This is a genomic window from Sivoneniella epilithica UHCC 1019, from assembly GCF_040830845.1.
Lineage (GTDB): Bacteria > Cyanobacteriota > Cyanobacteriia > Leptolyngbyales > Leptolyngbyaceae > ULC077BIN1.
The window spans coordinates 1-21,456 of the sequence record NZ_JBFPDP010000053.1; the positions used below are offsets into that span (position 1 = coordinate 1).

Sequence of the window (21,456 nt, forward strand, 5' to 3'; positions counted from 1 at the left end):
GAGTTTTGAGTTTTGAGTTTTGAGTTTTGAGTTTTGAGTTTTGAGTTTTGAGTTTTGAGTTTTGAGTTTTGAGTTCGGAGTTTACCATTCGCCATTCGTCATTCGCCCTTTCCCCTCGCCTTCCCCATGCCTAACCCTGCCACTCAAAAGCAGATTACAACCATCCTTTCCACTCGCCAAGTGAGGCTGAGTGCCAGTCAAGGGGTGGCTGTGTTTGATGCGGCGGTGTATAACGACAGCGATCGCTTTGCGTCGTTTCAACTGAAGTTGCTGGCTGCGGGAGCCACGATCGACGGGAGACCCTGGTATCGCCTCACGCCTTCGGTGTCTGCCAAAATTCCGGTGGGTGATTGTACTCGCTTTCAAATTGAAATTTTTGATCTGCCGTCGATCGCCCAGCAGTTTAGCGGCACGATTGACCTGACGGTGGAAGTGACTTCACGCGAACTGGTGAATCAATACGATCGCCAACCCTTGCGGCTGATTGCGGATGGGCTACAGGGACAACCACCCACGATATCGCTGCTGCTGCCTGTTGCAGAGGCAAATCCGGGCGATCGCGTGGCGATCGTGGCGCAGGTTGCCAACCCGACCAGTGTTCCCCTAGAAGCCGTGCTGCGGCTGCAAGGATTGCCCAATGCTTGGCTGACCGAAGGAGGAACCCATCAGGGGCTATCTCTACTGCCGGGCAAGCCGCAAAAAGTGACGTTTCAGTGCGAAGTGCCTGCTTCCTTAGAGGCGCGGAGTCAGATCTATCCGCTTCAACTGGAGGCAGTGGGGCAGTTTCCCAGCGTCACCGCAATCGGGCAATTGTATGTGCGTCCGGCTGGCTCCCTCAACCTGATCTGTGAGCCTTTGGAAGCGACGATCCCCGATCGCCTCAGAACCTGGCTCAATCCAGCGCAAGGAATGGCGGAGTTTGCAGTTCAGTTTGACAACCGGAGCAACTTGGAGCTAGGAGTGCAGGCAGCTATCCAGGAAGTGACTCCAAAACGACGCTGGTTTTGGCAGAAAAAAGAAACCCACGCCAGTCCCAAATCCAACTCTGAATCCAACTTTGATCCCTCAGAGTTTCCCGCTGGAGTTCAGATGGGTGAATTGCCAACCGACCTTCCCAGGGGGATTACGGCAATTCTGCTCCAGATTTATCGACGGTTACCCTGGCTGGGCTGGACGCGATCGCGCCTGTTTCAGGTGACCGCGCGATCGCTGAACCCCGCCATTCCGCTCCAGCCCGACACCCAAACCCTGAAAGTGTATCTATTTCCGATTATTCCCTTCTGGCTGCAACTTTTAGGAACACTCCTGTCTTTGGGACTCGGATCGCTGCTCTGGACGCTGTTGAGCGATCCGGGGCATCGCGCCTCCGTCAATTCAGTTCAGTTTAATGGACAGGGAACCGAGGTGCTGAGTGGTTCCGATGACCAAACCATTCGGCGTTGGCGAGTAGACCATCACACCTTACAGACGCAAACTCGGATCGGCGACCTCAATAAAGCCGTGCGGGTGGTGCGCTATCGCCCGGTAAACAATGATCAAATTGCCATGGGGTTTGAAAACGGCGAGATTCAACTGGCAAATTTGCTCACAGGTCAGCGATCGCGGCTGACTCCCGATAAAGACGATCGCGTCTTCGACCTCGTGTTTAGCCGCGATGCTCGTACCCTGTTTAGCGCTCATGGCAGTGGGTTGGTGTTGCAATGGGACATTAACCGCTTTAACCCTGAACAAAATCAGCCGCAACGGGCGTATGACACGCAGTTTGCGATCCAATCCATGGCGCTCGTGGGCGAAGACGATACCCATGTCGCGATCGGCGGTCGCTTCAATCGTCTGATGGTTTTGAAGGTGGCGAACAATCTTGCGGCTCAGCCAGCCAATCCTGCAAAAAGCCAGTCTGCCTTTTTAGAAATTGCCTATCCGTCTGGCGGTGCCACCGACTACATTTCCAGCCTAAGCGCTGCGGAACAACAGCCCAATTTATTGGCAGTGGCGGATACCAAAGGACAGGTTAGCCTCTGGGATATGCAGGACTGCTTGAAGAATCAGGGACGCTGCAAACCTACGGATTCCTGGTTGGGGCAAGGGGGAAATCCGGTGCGATCGCTGGCGCTCAGTGCCGATGGCTGCTTTTTAGCCAGTGCTGGAGATGACGGACAGGTGCGGCTGTGGGCGTTGGATGGTCGAGGATTGCGGCGATCGAGCGCGTTGGAAGGGCGCGTTTTAGGGCGGACTCAAAAGCCTTTAAATGCCGTAGATGTGATTCAAACTCGTGAAGCCGTCTGGGTGACTAGCGGAGATGCCGATCGCCAAGTGCGGCTCTATCAAGTGCGTTTGACGGGCAATCAGATTAGCAATCAATGTCCGGTGCTGGGAGGTGGCGAATGAATGCCAATCAAATTGCCGATAGCACTCTGACGTTTCATCCGATCACGGTGGTGGTGTCTGCCTGGGATCAAAACCGGACTACGCCGGGAACCCAGCACTATTTGGGCGTGACGATCGCCAATCGGGGCGACTTCGATGCCGTGGTTCAGGTGCGTCTGGAATCTCCTACCGATTTGCTGCGTCAGTGGTGTAGCCGACCGGAGCAATGGCTGGCGCTCTCCAGTGGCAAAAGCGGTGAACTCACGTTTTGTATTGATGTACCCGGCGACGCATTGCCTCAATGGTTAGACTACGAAGCCGTGGTGATTCCCCAAGGTGCCTATGCGGATTATTACCTGCCGCCGACGCGCTGCCGATTACAAATCCTTGCGCCCGAAATCAGCGAAACCGCCCAAGATCCCACCTTTAGCCTCAGCCCAAGCACCACACCCGATCGCCCGCTGATGGTGCAGTTAGGCAGCCCCGTTGTTGTGGAGTTAATCGTTGAAAACCGCTCCGAACGGGTCGATCGCTTTCGTCTAGAATGCACTGGCTTACCGGAAGAGTGGGGCATTCAAGTGGAGTATCCCCGCGAGTCCGACAGCTTCGGTCTGGTGCGGCTGAACGATAGTTTGGGGGTGAATCCCAGCGATCGCGGCATAATTCGGGTCTTGCTGCAACCGCCCCCCTTGCCCCTGGCTGGCAGCTACTTACCCACGTTCCGGCTTGCCTCCGAAAACGATCCCCGGTTGGGCTTATTGGGGCTGGTCTACCTGCAAGTGAACCCGGTGTATCGCCTGCAAGCCCAGCTAGAAACGGTTCAAGATCAGGTACGCAATCGCCATGCTGCCGAATTTCTTCTCCAGTTCGCCAATTTGGGCAACACTCCACGCCAGGTGCAATTCCTGCTGAAGCCCAAAACGCCTACCAATCTCTGCACCTACGACCTAGCCAGCGATCGCGTCACGATTGAGCCTCAAGCTGTCAGTCAAGTTCCCCTAACAGGCACTCCTCAACGCTGGTGGACTCGTCCCTGGTTTGGCAGCGGCAAAATCTACCCGTTTCAGGTTGAGTTGCGCGATCGCGATCTGCACCCGATCGCGCCCGAAACCCTGCAAGGACAACTTACCTGGATGCCGCGTCCGTGGTGGCAACTGCTGCTTACTCTGTTGGCAGGTTTGGGACTGTTGGGTGCATTGGCGTTTCTGATCTGGTGGTATTTTCTGCGATCGCCCACACCGCCCACAGTTGTAGAATTTGCTGCCGAAGATAGCCGCTACGCAGAAGCCAATGGAGATATGGCGCGGGTTCGTTGGCAGATCGAAAATCCTCAGCAAATCCAGACGCTCAAACTCACAGGCTACAGTCCTGAAGGCATCGTCCTGAGTGGTCCGCTGGTCTACGAGTTTAAAGATGGCAACCCACCCGCAGCGCTTCAGTCTTTTTGCACTCCAGAGAAAACTATGTTGACCTGTAGCCAGATTCGGACGGATGCGTTTCTGCCGGGAAAATATGTGTTTGAACTGACCCTCACGCCCAAAGGACGGCGCGCCACGCCTGTGATACTCAAAACTAGCCCGATCGAAATTACTGCCAAACCACCTCCCACCGTGACCGCGCTCGTGCCAAAATCCCTGCTGTACCGGGAGGCGGCTTCCGGCATTCCCACACCAGCCGAAAAAGCAATTCCCGTGATCGATCAAGCTGGAATTCGGCTGGATTGGGCAGTGACAATGCCCGCAAACATTACGGCTCTACATCTAGTGGGACGGGATCAGGATGGGCGGATGATTGGCGATCGCTGGTTTGAGTTTTCCAATTCAGGGGAGTTGCCAAAACTGTTGCGGGAATTTTGCGAAGTGGGACAAACCCTGATTTGTCGCAATGTGCCGACGGGGTTGACGACTGTAGGCGAGTTTCGCTTTGAGCTACAGGCACTTTCTGCCGACCAACCCGCCACCGCTGTGAAACCCAAGGTGAGCGAAAGTGTCAAAATTCAACCCCAAACGCCGCAAATCCTCAGCTTTCAAATTAACGGTCGAGAAGCCCCCGCCAAACTGCTGATTCCAGTCGCCCCGTTCCAAACGCTGCTGCCCATTCAGGTCAACTGGCGCGTTCAGGGTGGCAGCACCACGCGAGTAGACTTGATGCCGTCTCCGGGCAGCGTCCCGTTAGTCGGGAGGGTCAGCGTTCCCCTGAGTCCGCAGGGCAGCACCACGATCGCTCTGCAAGTCAAAGCTGCCACGGGTGAAATGCTGACTCGCTCGGTGACGCTGGAAACTTATGACCCGACGCGATCAAAACCTGCTGGAACCCCCAGTCCTACGGGCGCGATCGCGCCGCCTAAGAGTATGGCTCCGCCAACTGGATCACCCGGACTGACTGAATCGCCTGCCCCCAGTGGATCACCCGCACCCAGCGGTGCCCCTTCCCCCTCGGTGCCGATTGGGGTGCCTGCCCCCGCCCTAGACGATCGCCTCGCGCCCTCCGAAGCTCCGCCTCAGTTCAATCGATGACAGGAGTCAGCAGCATGGAGAACTGGAAAACGGGAAAAAGTGGGCGACTACAGGCAACACTGGTATTGCTTCTGAGCCTGTGCGCCTATCCAGTTTGGGGACGCGATCGCCTGGAGAATTTGAAAGACCCCAATTACTGGACTCAGCTTTGTTTGCTATTGGCAAAGAGCAAGCCAGTGGAGGCGCTACCCGCCTGTGAGCGGGCGATCGAGCTACGTCCAGGCGACCCAAAGTTGTGGGCACAGTATGGCGCACTCCAACTAGGGCAGAAGCAATACCCAGAAGCGATCGCATCTTTGGATCAAGCGATTAAACGACAGCCCAAAAACTCCCAGGTGCTAGCGGATCAGTGTTTGGCGTGGGCGCAACTGGGCGAGGCTGAAACCGCGATCGCTGCCTGCGAAAAGGCATTGAAGCTGAACGTAAACTGGGGTGGGCGATCGCCCGTGGTCGCCCAGCATCGCCGCAGCTTGATTATCAACCAGCCAGAGGTCTATCAGGAATCGATTAAGTTCTATGATCAGTCATTGAAGCAAGAGCCGAAAGATTCGCTGACGCTGGTGTATCGCTGTGAGGCACTGGCAAAAGTGGGCGAGTTTCGCGCCGCGATCGACTCCTGCGAACAGGCACTCAACGGCAATGGCAACTGGGGCGGCGAGACTCCAGCTTTAGCCTGGTCTAACCGAGGATTTGCCTATCGCAGCTTGAATGAGTTGGAACCGGCGGTGCAGTCGTTGGATCAGGCATTGCAACTCAACCCAACCCAAGCCCCCACTTGGTTTCAACAGGGCACTACCTTACGCCAACTGAAACGCCCGAATGAAGCCCTGATTGCCTATACCCGTGCGATCGAGCTACAGCCCAATTCCTCTCAGGCATTGCTGGGACAGTGCATTGTGTTGAATCAACTTCAGCAATTTGATAGCGCGATCGCCGCCTGCAAAAAAGCGATCGCTGCCGACGGAGATTGGACTCCTGCCGACATTGCCCAAGCTTGGAATCAGCAAAGTTTGGCATTGACCAAGCTGGGCAAGCTAGAAGAGGCGTTGGCAGCCGCCGATCGCGGGGTGGGAATGCGCCCCGACTGGGCAGAGATTTGGAATACTCGTGCCGTTGTCCTGTGGTATCTGAAGCGCCCCGATGAAGCGCTGGCATCCGTGCAACAAGCCTTGAAGCTAAACCCTGGCGATGCTCAAACCTGGGCAAATCAAGGACGAATTTGGCGATCGCTCGATCAGCCAGATAAGGCTTTGACTGCCTATGCCGAAGCACTCAAACGCAATCCGCAAGATGCCGTAGTCTGGGCAAATCAGAGTGCGGTACAGTGGCTTTTGGGCGATCCAAATGCCGCCTTAGAGTCTGCCAACCGCGCCATTGCTGCCAATCCAAAACTGGGTTTGGCGTGGCAAAATCACGCGATCGCCCTGGTCGCCCTGAAGCAATACGCTGAAGCCCAAAAAAGCTACGAACAGGCGATCCTGTGGGATAAAACCAACGCGGATAGTTGGGCAGGATTGGGCGTGGTGCTACTTCAACTGCGGCAATACGACAAAGCCCAACAGTCATTGCAATCAGCGATTAGTCTAAACCCCAACCAGGCGATCGCTCAACAAGCCCTCAAATCCCTAACCGACTGGCAAAAGCAGCAATCCCAAAAGTCTCCTAAACCCTGAACCTGCTCAGCCTCCTGTGCCCAAAACCTGAGCAGCCGTTAGATTTAAGCCAGAAAACTGAGGCGACACGATCGCCTGATCGCCCTGATAAACCTGCTCCTCATACAAACCATCGACCCATTCCAAAACGGTCACTTTTTGGGCGATCGGATCCACAATCCAATACTCTGGAATCTGCCGTGCTGCATATTCTGTACGCTTGTGGCGATAATCGCGGTTTTCCTGCTTCGGGCTAACTACTTCTATCACCAAAAGCGGCGGCGGCATATCGTGAGTAATCAGGCATTGGGTCGCGCCATCTAAGGCAGCAGCGGCTTCCTCGGATAACACCATCAAGTCGGGTTCTCGTGCAGTCACCCGTGCGCCACTGACTGCAATTTGTGCCCTGATTGCAAGTCGGTAAAAAGGAACACCAAGTTGCAAAAAATAAGCCAGCAAAAATGTTGCAATTCTAATATTAAGGGTACTCTCGGTTGGCATGGCAATCAGTTCCCCGTTAACCAATTCATAGCGGGTATCGGTGCCATCGTCATAGTTGAGATACTCCTCAAGGGTCATGGGGTTTGTGGCGATGGTCATAGCCGTCTCCTGTGCGTTGGGTATGTCTGCTCCGCTCCCAATTCTTTTATAATACTTGCCCAGCCGCGCTCAGAATTATCCAGGTGAAGTGCTGAAGGGTTATTCCACCTTGCAAACCAATGATTTGATTCTAAATAAATGTTTCTAACTTTGGACTTTTGAAGATTTTTTGATGAAAGTTAAATTGAAACGAACTGTATTTCAACGCCAAATTAATTATCTGCGTTTGATTTTAGAGGCTTCCTATGCTGCGTCGCTGTCAATTATCCGGTCTTGCCTATGGGCTGACGATCGCTCTCAGTACGATCGCCCTGAGTTTGTATCCCAGCAACAGCAGCGCAATTGAAGCAACCGCCACCTTGCTTCAGCAAAGCCGTCAGCGCTATGATGCCGGACAACTCAACGAAGCAAAAGACCTATTGTCGAAGGTGCAGCAGCAATCTCAAGCCAAAGGCGATCGGCTGACGGGGGCGATCGCTCTCAGTAACCTTGCCTTAATTGAGAGTGATCAGGGCAACTGGAAAACCGCCAATCAAGCGATCGCGGATAGTCTCCAGAGTGTGCGATCGAGTGCTGACAGTTCAAATCATCCTCTGGTTCTAGCTCAGATTTTGAATGTGCAGGGACGATTACAACTCGCCCAGGGAAACGCGCAGTCAGCATTACAAACCTGGCAACAAACCGCCAAACTCTATCGACATCAGAAAAACAGCAACGGCGAGATTCAAAGTCAACTGCGGCAAGCACAAGCCTTGCAAGCTCTGGGACTCTATGCCCGCGCTTACCAGGAGATCCTGTTTCCACTGCGCGATCGCTTGCAGCAGCAGCCGGATTCTGACACCAAGGTTTGGGGACTGCGGAGTGTAGCAGACTCGATCGCCATTATCGGCAATCGAGCGGACGCAGAAAAAGTAGCGCAGTCCAGTTTGACGATTGCTGAGCGGTTGAAAAATCCTGCTGCGATCGCTGCCAGCCAATTGACTGTCGCCAATCTGATCGTTACCAAAATTCGGGAAACCCGCAGTTTAGGCACTGTGGGGCAGGAGGACACACAAATTCAGCGGGATACTCAACAGGCGATCGCCCTTTATGAAAAGATTGCCGCCATTCCATCTCCCAATCAGCTACGGGCACAACTCAACCATTTGACGTTATTACTGGAGAGCGATCGCCTGCCAGAAGCCAGCCAACTTGCCAGCAGCCTCCAGCCCACTCTGCTTCAGTTAGCGTCCGATCGCCCTGGGATTGAAGCCCAGTTGAATTTTGCCAGTAGCCTATTGCGATTGCAGAAAGCCACCAAAGTTGCGGATGCCAGCATTACCCCTTTGCTTACCACCACTTCAAACCGGGCAAAGGCACTCAACGATCCTCGGCTGCTATCGAATGCGCTGGGTCATCTGGCGCGATCGCAGGAACACGATCGACAGTTCTCAACGGCTCAAACCAATACCGAACAGGCGATTCTGCTGGCAAAAGCCGTCAACGCGCCTGAACTGGTCTATCGCTGGTCTGCCCAACTCGGACGACTGCAAGAACAGCAGGGCGATCGTGCGGCTGCCATCCAGTCCTATTCTCAAGCCGTGGAAACTATGCGAACCTTGCGGGGCGACCTCCTAGGGCTAAATGCCGACGCGCAGTTGGTGGAACCAGAAACCTTGGAACCCGTCCACCGCCAACTCGTCAGCCTGCTGTTACCCAAAGATGGCTCCCAGCCCAGTAGCGGCACCCTCAAAAAAGCCCGCGATATTATCGAGTCTTTGCAACTAGAGGAGATCAACAACTATCTACGGGCAGCGTGTCTCCAGTCTAAAGTTGAAATCGATACCGTTCTAACATCCAGTGCGATCTCACAACAAACGGCGGTAGTGTACCCGATCGTCTTGCCCGATCGCATTGCCATCATTGTTAGCGCTGCCGGACAGGAAACCAAACTTTATACGCAGCCCGTTTCTCAAGCCACAGTGGAAGCCACAGTCAAAGCGTTGCAGTCTAGCTTGCGAAATCGCATTAGTCTAGGGTTTAAGCAACCTGCGGAGCAATTGTATACCTGGCTGATTCAGCCTATTGAAGCTACGCTGGAACAGCAAAAGATAGAGACTCTGGTATTTGTGCTAGATGGAGCGCTGCGCAGTGTACCTATGGCGGCGTTATCCAATGGCAAACAATTTCTAGTTGAAAAATATAGCCTTGCCACCACTCCAGGGCTTAAACTGACCAATCCCCAACCCTTGCAGGCGCGAACCCTCTCTGGCATTGCCTTTGGCTTGACCGAAGCCCGCTCAGTCAAGCTGCCCAATGGCGGCTCCCAATCCTTTTCTGAGTTGCCCTTTGTCAAACCGGAACTAGAAGATCTGCAAAAAGAGATCAAACCCTCCACAGTCGAGATGAATGAACAGTTTACCCGTGCCCAGTTTCAGCAGTTGCTCCAGAAATCTCAGGCACCAATTGTGCATTTGGCGACCCATGGACAGTTTAGCTCTAGCCGCGATCAAACCTTTTTGCTTGCCTCCGATGGCGTGATTGATATCGATCAACTAGCAACGGCGCTGGGTGCCAGGGATAACGCCCGAACATCGGCGATTGAACTGCTGGTCTTGAGTGCTTGCGAAACCGCGATCGGAGACGATCGCGCTCCTCTCGGTTTAGCTGGGATCGCCTTAAAATCTGGCGCGAGAAGCACCGTTGCCAGTCTATGGAAAGTGAATGACACCGCCACTTCAACCTTGATGCAGCGGTTTTATCAAGCCGTGGCAACCCGGAAGGTGACAAAAGCAGTGGCGCTGCAACAGGCACAAAAATCCATCCTCGCCGATCCACAATTCCGCCGTCATCCCTACTATTGGGCACCGTTCATTCTCGTTGGCAATTGGTTATAACCGGAGATTTCTATGCTGCACCGCGATCCCCCCCCCCATCAACGCTGGCTTTATCTATTCGCCGCCATTGCCCTAACAGGATGCGCCACTCCAGCGATCTCGCAAGTTGTGCCCGATGCCACCCTGGGCAACGGCAATAACTCAACCACCTTGATCAACGGCATTCGCACCGATATCAATGGCGGTTTGCGGCGCGGCGCGGCGCTATTTCACAGTTTCGAGCGGTTTGGCATCCTCACCAATCATCAAGTTTACTTCGCCAACCCCGCAGGCATTCGCAATATCTTTAGTCGGGTCACGGGCGGCAGCATTTCCAACATTGATGGACTGTTGGGCGTGAGCGGCGGTGCCAATCTGTTTTTCATGAACCCCAACGGCATCCTCTTTGGACCGAATGCCCGACTCGATGTCTCTGGTTCATTCCTGGCAACCACGGCTAATGTGCTTCAGTTTGCCGATGGTCAAAAGTTCGCAGCCACCGGAGATCGCGCGGTTCCTCTAGTCGAAGTCAACATCCCGATCGGGCTGCAATATGGGGCAAATCCCCCCGCCATGCTGACTAATCGCGGCACCCTGGCAACCGGACAAGACCTGACCTTGGCATCCAATAACCTCGACTTGCAAGGACAACTACAAGCAGGCGGCAACCTGACCCTCACTGCCACCGATACCGTCAAAATCCGCGATACCGTGACAGAACCCTTCATCGCGCGATCGGGTGGCAATATGCTGATCCAGGGCGATCGGAGTGTCGATATTCTAGCTTTGAATCATCTCATCACTACTCCATTCGTCAGTGGCGGCAACATGAGTCTAGTTAGTGATGGCAATATTTCCGGAGACTCCCATTTCAAAAGTGGGGGCGATTTTGCCATGCTTACCCTGGCAGGCAATCCGGGCAATTTTGTAAGCCTCAATGATCCAGTATTTATCGTGGCTGGAAACTTTGCGCTTGGAAACTATACAGGTCCTTCACTAAAAGTCGAAGCTGGCGGGAACATCACTGCTGACACAATTTTTGTTGACGCGCCTGCTCCCGCTGCCACTGTTCCTGCTGCCGATCCAGACTTTGCTATTCTCACTAATGGTCGTTCTCTGATTCTACGGGCAGGTGGCAGCATCATTACTACTGGAACTATCACAACTACCGACTTGATGAGTACCACTCCAGATAACGTGATTTTGACAGCCAATGGTCCAATTGCAATCGGTGGAACCAACGTTCAAAATAGCATCCTGGCGCGATCAGTCACGATTGATACGCCAAGTACAGTACAAATGGCAGGAGGCATCAATGCCCGTTTAGATGCTCCAGGAACTGCTGGTAATATCAGGATTGGCACCACAACTCCTCCCAGTTCTGTTTCTGTCGGCATCATTTCAGCCCGCAATTCAGATGCAGGAAATGGAGGAGATATCACCATTACAACCACAGGTGCTTTTACAACCACTGGCGCTTTTAACTTAGATGGTACAGGCTATGTCAATCCTGGTGTAACCAACCCTGAAAATATTGTCAGTATTGCTAGTCAAGCCGAAGCGGGGCGAAGTGGAGACATCAACATTATTGCAGGGGGCGGAATTAACCTTGCAGCAGGGATTAGCAGTGCCAGTAACTTTAATGGAAAAGGTGGCAGTATCACTCTGACGGGAAATGCTAGCCCAACGGATTTAGGTAATGCCGCTCTTGTGACAACTCCCACTCTGCCAACTGCAATTAACACAACTAGGGGAATTATCACTTCTCGTAACGATGGGGTTGTTCTCGGCAGTGGAGCCGGATTCATTGCCAATCCAGGGGTTGGAGGGGATGTCAATCTTATAGCAACCGTTGGAGATATTCGTGCTAGCAATATCATCGCTTCAAGCAACAACAGCACTCCTGTCAATGGCGATGGAGACATTAACCTAACGGCAAATATCGGCTCGGTTTTTCTAGATCAAGCAAGATTGAGTACTAGCAATGTTGGCACTCACTTTGCGGGTGATATTAGGATCAGAGCAGCAAATCAAATCAATATTACGGGAGGTAGCACCGTTAGAAGCGATGGTTATTTTGGCACAATTACCCTCACCGGAACGGCACCCAATAGTCAAATTACGATTCAAAATAGTCAGATTACTGCCGCTATTCCGGTAAATACGGCAGTGGCAGTGGCAGCACCTCCTGATAGTCGGATTACGATCAACTCTCCGCAAGTGAGAATTGATAGCTCTCAAATTAACACTGAAGTCTTTGCTCCTGCGGCTCCTCAAACCAGACAGGCAAACAGTGGCAATATCGCGATCGCAGGAGAGATCATTCAAATTCTGAACAATAGTATATTTGAAACCATCACGAATGATCGCGTAATCGGTGATAGTGGCAATATTTCCATTGGTTCAGTACTCAACACTGCATCCGTCGAGTTAGAAAATTCCCGCTTTTCCACAAGTGCTAATGGTCAAGGCGATAGCGGCAATATTCGAGTGACGGCGAATCAATCAGTCACTGCGACAGGTGGCTCGATTCGGACAACAACCGCTGCAACAAATACGGATGGAACTGCTGGAGACGTTGACGTTATCTCGAATGCTGTTAATGGTCAAGCAATTCAATTGACGAATCTTGGAATTGATGCGGCGGCGTTTAGTACTACAAACGGTAGAACGGGTAGTATTACCATCTCAGCCCCCAACCGGGGAGATGTATCACTGGTTGGAAATAGCGCCATTTTTACCGATACTTTTGGCAATCAACCGACTGGAACGTTACAGATTTTCGGTGGCAATATCTTAATTGATCAATACCGATTAAATGGTAATGTTCGCGCATCTGGTGTTACTGGCGGCGACATTTCGATTGATGGCACCTCGGTCACGATGCAAAATGGCAGCACTATTAGTACAGAAACTGTTAATGGCAGGAGCGGAGATGTTACAGTTCGAGCCGTCAGCGGTAATTTAACCTTTGCAGATGGAGCAATCAGAACAACAGTAAATGCAGATGCAATTGGGAATGGGGGGGATATCACGATCGCCAGCAACGGTGGACAAATTGAATTTAGCAATGGGTTTCAGGTTAACGCTGCCACGAATACGACAAATCCACTTGCGGTAGCAGGTAGAGGAGGCGATGTCAGCATTACCAGCACTGGTGGACAGATTATTGTAGGCGGAGGATCAGCGATCGATGCCCGGACTACTGGAACCCAGGCTGGAGGAAAAGTTGAAATTTTGAGTGGCGCTGGAGCGTTATCTGTTCTCAACTCAACCGTCAATGCCAGCACCAGTGGTTCCAGTACAGGTGGGGCAGTTTCTCTAATATCTAGCGGTGGAAATCTTAATCTCAGTGGTGGCAGTATTTCAACTGCAAGTAGTGGACTGGCTGGAAATGGTGGAAACATCACGATCGCCAGTAATGGGGGGCAAATCAACTTCAGTAATGCATTTCAAGTCAATTCAGCAACCAGTTCTCAGGCAGCGGGGGGAGAAGGAGGGGATGTTAGCATTACTAGCAGTGGCGGGGCGATTGATATTAATAGTAATTCCGCGATCGATGCCCGGACTACTGGAACTCAATCGGGTGGCAAAGTTGAAATTTTCAGCAGTGGTGGAGTGTTATCGGTTCTCAACTCCACAGTGAATGCGAGTACCAGCGGCTCCAATACAGGTGGGCTGGTTTCCCTAATTTCGGGGGGTGGCAATCTCAATCTCAATGGAGGCAGCATCTCAACGGCGAGCAGTGGGCTAGCGGGAAGTGGAGGTGATATCACGATCGCCAGCAACGGTGGACAAATTGCCTTAAATAATAGCTTTCAGGTCAACTCGGCAACCAGTTCTCAGGCGGCACCCGGTGGCAAAGGCGGCAATGTTCAAATCGCTAGCAGCAATGGATCAATTATTGTGGCTGGCAACTCGGCGATCGATGCTAGCACCAGCGGCACCCAGCGCGGCGGAACAGTGTCGGTGTTCTCTGGCAATCAAGCCATTCAGTTGAACAGCGGCAGCATCAGCACCACGGTAAAACCTGGAGCTACAGCCGATGGTGGGGCGATCGCCATTACCAGTAATAGTGGCGGTATTACCTTCGGCAATGCGGCTGATAACACCAATTTTCAAGTCAATACTCAAACCCAAGCCACTAATGCGATTGGCAGTTCTCAAACCAATGGTAAAGGCGGAAATGTGGCGATCGCGAGTGGAACGGGGGATATTGCCCTCGTCGCCAACTCAACCGTGACGGCTGGCAGCACTGGAACAAAAGATAGTGGTATTGTTACGCTCACTGGCAACAACATCGCCCTTGACAATAGCCAAATTAGCACCAGTGCCAGCGGTTCAGGCAGCGCAGGCAATATTGCGGTGGCAGGCAGCGATATTAACTTATCAGCAAGTCAGATTCAGGCAAGCTCAAGTGGTTCAGGCGGATCGGGCAATGTCACGGTGACGGGTGCAGATATCAGCGTGGTGGGTGGGGTGCGGCGGAGTGAAATTAGTACTTCAGCAACCGGAGCCGGTGCTAGCGCTGGTAATGTCACCTTAAACGCGATCGGGCGCACAATTACCCTGCAAAACTCTGATGTGCTTGCCAGCAGCCAACAAGGGACATCGGGAAATATTAATATTGCATCTCGAAGACTCAATTTAAACAATGGCACGATCAAAGCAGAAATTGGGCAAAATACAGCGGATCAATCGGGCAGCATTAAGCTGGATGTGAGTTTTAGGCTGACCTTGGAAAATGAAAGCGAGATTTCTACCTTGGGGCGAAATGGGGCAAACGGCGGCGATATTTCCATCCTGAATGTCCGGTTTCTATTTGGCAAACGGGCGATCGGGGCAAACGGTAGCGATATTGTAGGGCGCGCAGATGGCGGCGGACGGGGCGGACGGGTGTTTCTCGATCGCTCCACTCTCGTGCAAGGGTTTCTCTTCCGTCGTGCCGTGGATGGTAATCGCACCAATGACATCGACACCAATGGTCAGTTGGATAATTTTTCCACCAATGCCGATGAAGGCACACGCGGACTTGCTAAGCCGCTAATCATCTTCTCCGATGTGGCTCAAATTACCAGTAGTGCCTGTGAAGCCGTGGGCGCAAAAGCCGCCACCAACAGTGAACTTCGGATTGCCGGACGCGGAGGAGTGGCATCCAGTCCCACGGCTCCCTTGTCGGCTCAGACGACCACGAGCGATTGGGTTTCTCTCGAATTGAGTCCCCAAGTGCCCATGCAAGTCACCCTGCCCGACGGCAAACCTATGACCCTTGAACCTGGACAGGTTTATCAACTGCAAGCTCTGTGTATCAATGCTTGGAAAGATCGGCAGCGATCGCTGCTTTAGTCACTGATGCCCCTTACCCAATATCCCCTATGAAACTTATGTATCCACTAGCCCTCGGACTGGCTCTTGTTCCGATTCCGACCCTCACTCTGCCGCCGCTAGTTTCTCCCTTGGAGGCGACTCAAGTGGCGCGGCGCACTCGCCGTCCGCTGATTTGGCGTGTGGGGGTGCGTCCGTCCCTTTACCGAGTTGGAGGAATCAGCCGCAGTGCCAGTTGTGCAAATCAGGCAAAGATTACTGCCTTCACACCACCGCCGCGATCGCAAGAAACCCATGACAAAAACCATGCAGCGATCGATACTACCCTATCCAGCCATCCAACCCTGTGGGTACACCTGGCATCCCTGCCCAAAAATGCTCAAGCCCAGTTCACGCTACAAACCGTCAGTGGCAGCGAAGAACTGTTAAACAAACGATTTCCACTCACGGCTCAGACTGGTATTTTAGGAGTCCGCTTGCCCGAAACCTCCCCAGGACTCAAGGTTGGCGAGACTTATTTTTGGCAAATGAAAGTCCAATGTGGATCAAAAGAATCTGAGGACGATCCGATTATTGGCAGTGGAGTGCAGCGCATTCAGTTAAGTCAGGTTAAGCTCATGCCGGGGTTTGATCCAAAACCCTTAGTCCAGAAACTATCACGCGCCTCTGCCAGTGACAAGCCCGCCCTATATACAGAATTAGGGATTTGGCAAGATGCTGTGACGGCGCTCATCGACTTACAGCAAAAACAGCCGAATAATCAAGAATTAAAGGAGGATTGGCGTAGCTTCCTTCAGGAATTGCAGATGGACAACCTGGCAAACTCACCGATTTTGGGAGTGCAATAAACTATCCATCATCCTGCATAAATCTGGTTTTTCCAACGTATAAATCAATAGACTCCATCCTGCTCTATCATTTCGAGGGTTTTTTCTATGCGGTTATCTCACGTCATCAAGGTTCTCTCCATCGCGGCTCTATTTAGCGCGATCGCCACAGTCGATTTTGCCACGCTGATTCAGCCCACCAGCACCTTGCCAATCGGAAACAACCTGATGGCAGCAGGACGGCGACGGTTGAGCTTTCGGACAGGGGTGCGTCCTTCGCTATATCGGGTTGGAGGCTTTAGTCGAGGCAGTGAGTGTGGCAATCAACAAATGCTCACGGCAGTTGTGCCCCCACCCCAAGCCCAAGAGAGCCTATCCGCGCAAAAAGCAGCCGTAGACAAAACAACCGCAACGCATCCCACTTTTTTTGTGTATCTACCCTCTCTTCCGGCAGGCACCGCCCAGTTTACGCTGCAAGATGAAGCGGGCGGCAAGGAGTTGTATAACGTCGAATTTAAAGTGGCTGGTAAACCAGGAATTGTGGGAATTTCGCTGCCTGCTTCTGCACCTGCGTTGCAAGTGGGTCAGAAGTATTTTTGGCAAATGGCAGTGGCTTGTGATCCCAGCCAACGGTCAAAACTTAGCAGCATCAGCAGTTGGGTTGAGCGAGTCAACTCACCCACAGCGGCAAAGGACGATCGCATTTCGACCCTAGCTGAGCAAGGCATTTGGTATGACGTGGTGACTCTGGTTGCCCTCCAGCGCTATCAAAAGCCAAGCGATCGCGCGGCTACCGAAGATTGGGAGGCGTTGATGCAAGATGCCGGACTGCCCCAATTTAAACAAACTGCGATCGTCCAAATCGTCAAAAATTGATTACTGACTAAAGTTAGGGGTGCAATCATCAGCTTTTCCGGCACAATCAGGTTAGATTTAGACTCAGCAGATTTCGCTGTGTACTTAGCCTATGCAGACCCACGAAACTCCTAGCTTTCAACCTGCTGCCAGCGCTCCCCAAAACACTCTGCCTGCCCCTCGTCCCTTTGAGGATACCCACTCAGGGCAAGAACTGGATTCATTGTCCACCAATCCCTTTCCACCTCGTCCCCATGATGTGTGGATGGGAGAACCGCGCGGTGGGTCTACCAATCCTTTTCCGCGCCGCCGCCATGAGGTGGATATGGGCGAACCTGCGATTGCCCGTAAACCGATCAGCCCCGAAGCTAGCCCTGAGCCGGAGGCAACTTCGTCGTCAATCTTTGGCAAACAACCCTTTCGGATCAACGCTCCCGGTACGCCGCCGCCCCCGCCTCCCTGGTGGGGCATTCAGCCAAAACTAGCGATCGGGCAACCCAATGATGTCTATGAGCAGGAGGCTGACCGAGTTGCGGAACAGGTGATGAGCATGAGTTCTGCCCCACCTCCGACAGTGCAACGTCAAGCTGAAGAGGAGGAAGAATCAGAGATCCAGACAAAGCCCCTGGCAGAAACCATCACACCATTGGTGCAGCGTCAAGAACTGCTGGAAGACGACGAACCCATTCAGACAAAATGTGAAACCTGTGAGCAGGAAGAACCGATTCAACGCGCCGCCGATCGCACTACCCAAGCTCAACCTGACTTAGAGGATCGGCTGAATAGTAACAAAAGTAGTGGAAGTCCGCTGTCGGATGACGTGCGATCGTTCATGGAACCCCGTTTTGGTGCCGACTTCAGCCAAGTGCGAGTGCATACAGGCAGCGAAGCGGTACAAATGAACCAAGAACTCGGTGCCCAAGCCTTCACCCATCAACACGACATCTACTTCGGCTCCGGCAAGTCACCCGGCAATGATCCCTTGACTGCCCATGAACTAACCCACGTTGTGCAGCAAAACTCTCAAGCTCAGAAGTCTCCCGCCCGCCCGTTTGTTAGCTCACAAAGTAAAAATTATTCCGATTCTCAACAAACGGAAAATCTTCCTCTAGATGTTCAACAAGTTAGCCCACGTCTTCAACTGCAACACCTATCCAGACAGCCCAGACAAGCCAGAACTACCACCGATCAGCTAAGACTGAGGCAAGATTTGCACATTCTACTAGATATGTACCAGAACCGAATTTTAGGGCGCTTGGATGACTGGTTACAAGCTGCTCAAAATGTTGGCTCTGCTTATGCGATAGCAGCTGATCGCCATCAACAAGCTGTTGCTGAGAGAGCTAGAAGCGAGGCGCTCCAAGAAGCAATTTTATTTGGTGTTCTCACTGCCTGTTGCGCGGGAGGGTTGGGTTGGTTAGCTGGAGTAACAATTGGAGGAATTGGAGGCAGAACTCTTCAACAGATTAGTCGTATGTCAGAGACAGCATTTGAGAACGCTCAGGATACACTTGTGGTGTTTGTAAGTGAAGGGATTGATGTATACCAGGCAGCAACACAGCCACAACCGCAACTCATTAGCCAAAATCCACTTGTTTTTCAAAATCAAACGACAAACAAAATCATCCAAGAGCGCCAGCGTGTTCATCAACAGTTTGAAAGATGGCTTGAGGTTTTGCTGAATGCTCCAATGACTTCTTATAGTGATAGAGCGAGTCTAGATAGGTTTAGAAACAGAATTGAAGCTTGGACTCAGGAATCCTTGCGTTTAAGAGGAGGATCGAATTTACCAGATATTGAAACAATGGCAAGAAGATTAGAATGTGGTTTTTGGGCTAGATGGATTCAACAAAATTTAATAACCCGTGAACGAGAGCGAGTAGGGTACGATGAGTTTGGTGTTGAAGAGCACATTCCAGCCCATGACGAATTCCACAGCCCTGGATCTGCTGTTGAGGCACGTCTGAATCTCCTCGGTATCACTCGTGATTCCGGGGTCAGCGATTTTGGATGGTGGACATCGGATGCAGAAATTCGACAGCTTGTAACTTGGGCGGGGGGATATCAACCTCAGCCATTTATTTCCTAAAAGCAGCTACGATTCGGGCGATCGCAGTTGGAAAAAAGAAGGGCAATCATGAGTCTGGTGGGGCAAGCATTGTGATAGAAGTTCTTTTGTGATGACAAAACTTGGTGCTAGCAATACCCACCCTACTCTCCCATGAACCCTGTCATTGCTTCAAATGAGTTGAAGATCAATGCGGTTGAAACGGAAGATGGGCGATCGCGATTGAGAGATTAAGGAGCGATCGCATTCAAAACTATAATTAGTTGAAGTCGTTCAAAAGGTTGGTCACATGATTACCACGATCAACATCCCTGAAACTACCGATCAATTTACCGAACTCCTCCATCGTGTCCAGGCAGGGGAAGAAATCCTCCTCGCTCAAAACGGAGTTGCGATCGCGCGACTCGTTCCCATTCAACCTCACACTCAACCTCGCATCCCTGGTCAAGACAAAGGCAAAGTCGCGATCGCACCCGACTTCAACGCCCCTCTTCCAGACCATATCTTGAATGACTTTTTCAACTCCAACCTTCCCAACCCATGAATGTTCTTCTGGATACCCATGCTTTTCTGTGGTGGGTAATTGATGATTCGCAGCTTTCCAACACTGCAAGAGCAATTATTGTCGAGCCAACCAACACTATTTATCTCAGTGTCGTCAGTGCTTGGGAAATTATCATCAAAGAACGTACAGGCAAACTTTCTCTACCAGAACCCCCCGAAACATACATTCCATCCCGTCTTACCTCAAATCGATTTGTAACCCTGACTGTGGAAATGCAACACGTTCTACAAATTGCTTCACTCCCTGATCATCACCGAGATCCCTTTGATCGTCTCCTCATTGCTCAAAGCCAGATCGAGAACCTACCTCTTTTGACAGTGGATCACTTGATCCATCAGTATTCGGTCAAGGTGATTTGGTAGAATTTCCTTTGATTGTTTGAGTTGGGGTGCGATCGCGCTATGACTGCCAAATGCGATTTGCGACGCGACGTATCGAGGTTGAAGAAGTGCATCGTGGATGTGGTTGGAAGTGCGATCACATGAATAATGATGAGTAGCAGCAACGGTCAACTGAATTCATGCCTAAGATCATTTGGACATCCTATCTTCGTTACCGGGCAGGTCAAATTTCAAGTGAGGGTTCCCCTAGGATTACTCAGTTCTGCGTTCATCTAAGCCTAGTTGCACACTATTGGGATTCTCCTTATTAGCAAGTTCCCTCCCCCTCTATCCTTTACATACTGGCACTACCAAAATGCGATGGGATGGTGCGATCGCTTTCCTTCATAGAGAAATCACTTTTATAGAAAGGGCGATCGCATCTATCGATTTTCTTGTAACCAACTGTCTAAATCAGTGATTTCTCTAAAGTCTAGTAATGCTTCGCCCAATGCCTCTAACTGAGCAGTGGAGAGTGCGTCGATTTGCGGCTGAAAGCGATCGGGTAATTCTTCCAGTCGGCGGTTTAGGAGTCGGAGGATCAGCGATCGCGCTTCTCTTTGAACACCTCGCTCAATTCCTTGTTCAATTCCCCGTTCAAACCCTATTTGCTCGACACTCGTGATGTAAGGCATTCGTCGTTCCTCCTCGTAAACCTTCAACTCCTGCCAAAACTCCTGCTCTAATCCCTTTGGTAGGATCATAACCCAATCCACAAATCGAAATAGGTTGACAATCTCCCGTCGATCATAGCCCTGTTCATACAAGCGTCGGATTAAGCCTAGCTTTGACTCTTTCCGGCGATTGGCATCTCGTCGTGTTTCCTGCGCTTTCAAGTGCGCCATGACGACCACTGCAAATGGATTACGGTTTTGTTCCAACTCGTGCCACTGATCGCGGTAATCTAACAACTTCACCATCCCAAACCGAAATGTCAGTTCTGTGTCGGGATTGCTAAAGTGATAATGATTTGGTCGCCACTTGGCATTGCCATCGCAAAGAATTGCTAAACTGGTCGCATGGCGGTGAAATCGATCAAAAATCCGCAGATGATACCCCAGCATCCGCTCAGCAAAGTTTGCTTCTGGTTTAGCTTGCACCTCAATGTGGATCAATAGCCATAATTCTTGCCCTTGCTTAAGCCATACTTTAACCAGTTGATCGGCATATCGCTTGCCAAGTTCTGCATCCAGGGCAATTTGCTGGAATTCCTTATCCAGAAACTCATGGGGACGGTTCCACTCAATCCGGGTTGCTGTCAGCGGAAAGAAGAATGTGAGTGCATCCTGGAAATATTGGCGCAAAATGCCCTTCCAGGGGGAATCTTGATCTGAGCGTGGCATGGACATTAACAATCAAATTGGCGATCGCAAAACTAGGGGTTCAATCGTACCATTTTCGGCGCTGTGCCGCAGTTATCCACTTTATGCCCAGATTTACGGGGAG

Annotated in this window: 12 protein-coding genes; 10 read left to right on the forward strand and 2 right to left on the reverse strand. The window is 51.8% G+C overall.

The features are described 5' to 3' along the window. Window positions 1-126: 126 nt before the first annotated feature. The 3 genes from AB3R30_RS22630 to AB3R30_RS22640 are packed head-to-tail and all read left to right on the forward strand — an operon-like array spanning window position 127 to window position 6,556. Window positions 127-2,388 (forward strand): hypothetical protein, encoded by a 2,262-nt coding sequence (locus AB3R30_RS22630; RefSeq protein WP_458651478.1) that lies wholly within the window; start codon window positions 127-129, stop codon window positions 2,386-2,388. After that, window positions 2,385-4,883, forward strand: coding sequence for a COG1470 family protein (locus AB3R30_RS22635; RefSeq protein WP_458651479.1), 2,499 nt, complete (start codon window positions 2,385-2,387; stop codon window positions 4,881-4,883). Before AB3R30_RS22630 ends, AB3R30_RS22635 begins: the two co-directional genes overlap by 4 nt. A 14-nt stretch (window positions 4,884-4,897) precedes the next feature. Further along, window positions 4,898-6,556 carry a tetratricopeptide repeat protein gene (locus tag AB3R30_RS22640; RefSeq protein ID WP_458651480.1) on the forward strand — a complete coding sequence of 553 codons (1,659 nt, stop codon included), beginning with the start codon at window positions 4,898-4,900 and terminating at the stop codon, window positions 6,554-6,556. 6 nt (window positions 6,557-6,562) lie between these two features. Here the strand turns inward: AB3R30_RS22640 and AB3R30_RS22645 are convergent, their stop codons facing one another. After that, window positions 6,563-7,135: a Uma2 family endonuclease gene (locus AB3R30_RS22645; RefSeq protein WP_458651481.1), complete on the reverse strand. Its 573-nt coding sequence runs from the start codon at window positions 7,133-7,135 to the stop codon at window positions 6,563-6,565. A gap of 245 nt (window positions 7,136-7,380) precedes the next feature. On the opposite strand from AB3R30_RS22645, the gene AB3R30_RS22650 reads away from it, so the two are divergent. From AB3R30_RS22650 to AB3R30_RS22680, 7 genes are all read left to right on the forward strand, one after another. Then, the gene (locus AB3R30_RS22650; RefSeq protein WP_458651482.1) at window positions 7,381-10,011 is read left to right on the forward strand and encodes a CHAT domain-containing protein; all 2,631 of its coding nucleotides are present in this window, start codon (window positions 7,381-7,383) and stop codon (window positions 10,009-10,011) included. Window positions 10,012-10,023: 12 nt separating this feature from the next. Next, window positions 10,024-15,336, forward strand: a complete 5,313-nt coding sequence (locus AB3R30_RS22655; RefSeq protein ID WP_458651483.1) for a beta strand repeat-containing protein — start codon at window positions 10,024-10,026, stop codon at window positions 15,334-15,336. A gap of 29 nt (window positions 15,337-15,365) precedes the next feature. Beyond that, window positions 15,366-16,163, forward strand: a complete 798-nt coding sequence (locus AB3R30_RS22660) for a DUF928 domain-containing protein (RefSeq protein ID WP_458651484.1) — start codon at window positions 15,366-15,368, stop codon at window positions 16,161-16,163. An 87-nt stretch (window positions 16,164-16,250) separates the two neighbouring features. Further along, window positions 16,251-17,018 carry a DUF928 domain-containing protein gene (locus tag AB3R30_RS22665; protein WP_458651485.1) on the forward strand — a complete coding sequence of 256 codons (768 nt, stop codon included), beginning with the start codon at window positions 16,251-16,253 and terminating at the stop codon, window positions 17,016-17,018. A 91-nt stretch (window positions 17,019-17,109) separates the two neighbouring features. After that, on the forward strand, window positions 17,110-19,086 hold the full coding sequence (locus AB3R30_RS22670) for an eCIS core domain-containing protein (protein ID WP_458651486.1): 1,977 nt from the start codon (window positions 17,110-17,112) through the stop codon (window positions 19,084-19,086). Window positions 19,087-19,354: 268 nt separating this feature from the next. Next, entirely contained in the window at window positions 19,355-19,609 is a 255-nt protein-coding gene (locus AB3R30_RS22675; protein ID WP_458651487.1) for a type II toxin-antitoxin system Phd/YefM family antitoxin, read from the forward strand. After that, entirely contained in the window at window positions 19,606-19,992 is a 387-nt protein-coding gene (locus AB3R30_RS22680) for a type II toxin-antitoxin system VapC family toxin (RefSeq protein ID WP_458651488.1), read from the forward strand. The genes AB3R30_RS22675 and AB3R30_RS22680 overlap by 4 nt, the downstream gene beginning before the upstream one ends. 401 nt (window positions 19,993-20,393) lie before the next feature. Here AB3R30_RS22680 and AB3R30_RS22685 read toward each other — a convergent pair whose 3' ends face one another. Beyond that, window positions 20,394-21,353 (reverse strand): DUF4351 domain-containing protein, encoded by a 960-nt coding sequence (locus AB3R30_RS22685; protein ID WP_458651489.1) that lies wholly within the window; start codon window positions 21,351-21,353, stop codon window positions 20,394-20,396. Window positions 21,354-21,456 lie beyond the last annotated feature (103 nt).

Coding starts and splice junctions, on each gene's coding strand:
- AB3R30_RS22670 (WP_458651486.1), top strand. CDS start 17,110: ATGCAGACCCACGAAACTCCTAGCTTTCAACCTGCTGCCAGCGCTCCC.
- AB3R30_RS22630 (WP_458651478.1), top strand. CDS start 127: ATGCCTAACCCTGCCACTCAAAAGCAGATTACAACCATCCTTTCCACT.
- AB3R30_RS22635 (WP_458651479.1), top strand. CDS start 2,385: ATGAATGCCAATCAAATTGCCGATAGCACTCTGACGTTTCATCCGATC.
- AB3R30_RS22680 (WP_458651488.1), top strand. CDS start 19,606: ATGAATGTTCTTCTGGATACCCATGCTTTTCTGTGGTGGGTAATTGAT.
- AB3R30_RS22685 (WP_458651489.1), bottom strand. CDS start 21,353: ATGCCACGCTCAGATCAAGATTCCCCCTGGAAGGGCATTTTGCGCCAA.
- AB3R30_RS22675 (WP_458651487.1), top strand. CDS start 19,355: ATGATTACCACGATCAACATCCCTGAAACTACCGATCAATTTACCGAA.
- AB3R30_RS22660 (WP_458651484.1), top strand. CDS start 15,366: ATGAAACTTATGTATCCACTAGCCCTCGGACTGGCTCTTGTTCCGATT.
- AB3R30_RS22640 (WP_458651480.1), top strand. CDS start 4,898: ATGGAGAACTGGAAAACGGGAAAAAGTGGGCGACTACAGGCAACACTG.
- AB3R30_RS22655 (WP_458651483.1), top strand. CDS start 10,024: ATGCTGCACCGCGATCCCCCCCCCCATCAACGCTGGCTTTATCTATTC.
- AB3R30_RS22665 (WP_458651485.1), top strand. CDS start 16,251: ATGCGGTTATCTCACGTCATCAAGGTTCTCTCCATCGCGGCTCTATTT.
- AB3R30_RS22650 (WP_458651482.1), top strand. CDS start 7,381: ATGCTGCGTCGCTGTCAATTATCCGGTCTTGCCTATGGGCTGACGATC.
- AB3R30_RS22645 (WP_458651481.1), bottom strand. CDS start 7,135: ATGACCATCGCCACAAACCCCATGACCCTTGAGGAGTATCTCAACTAT.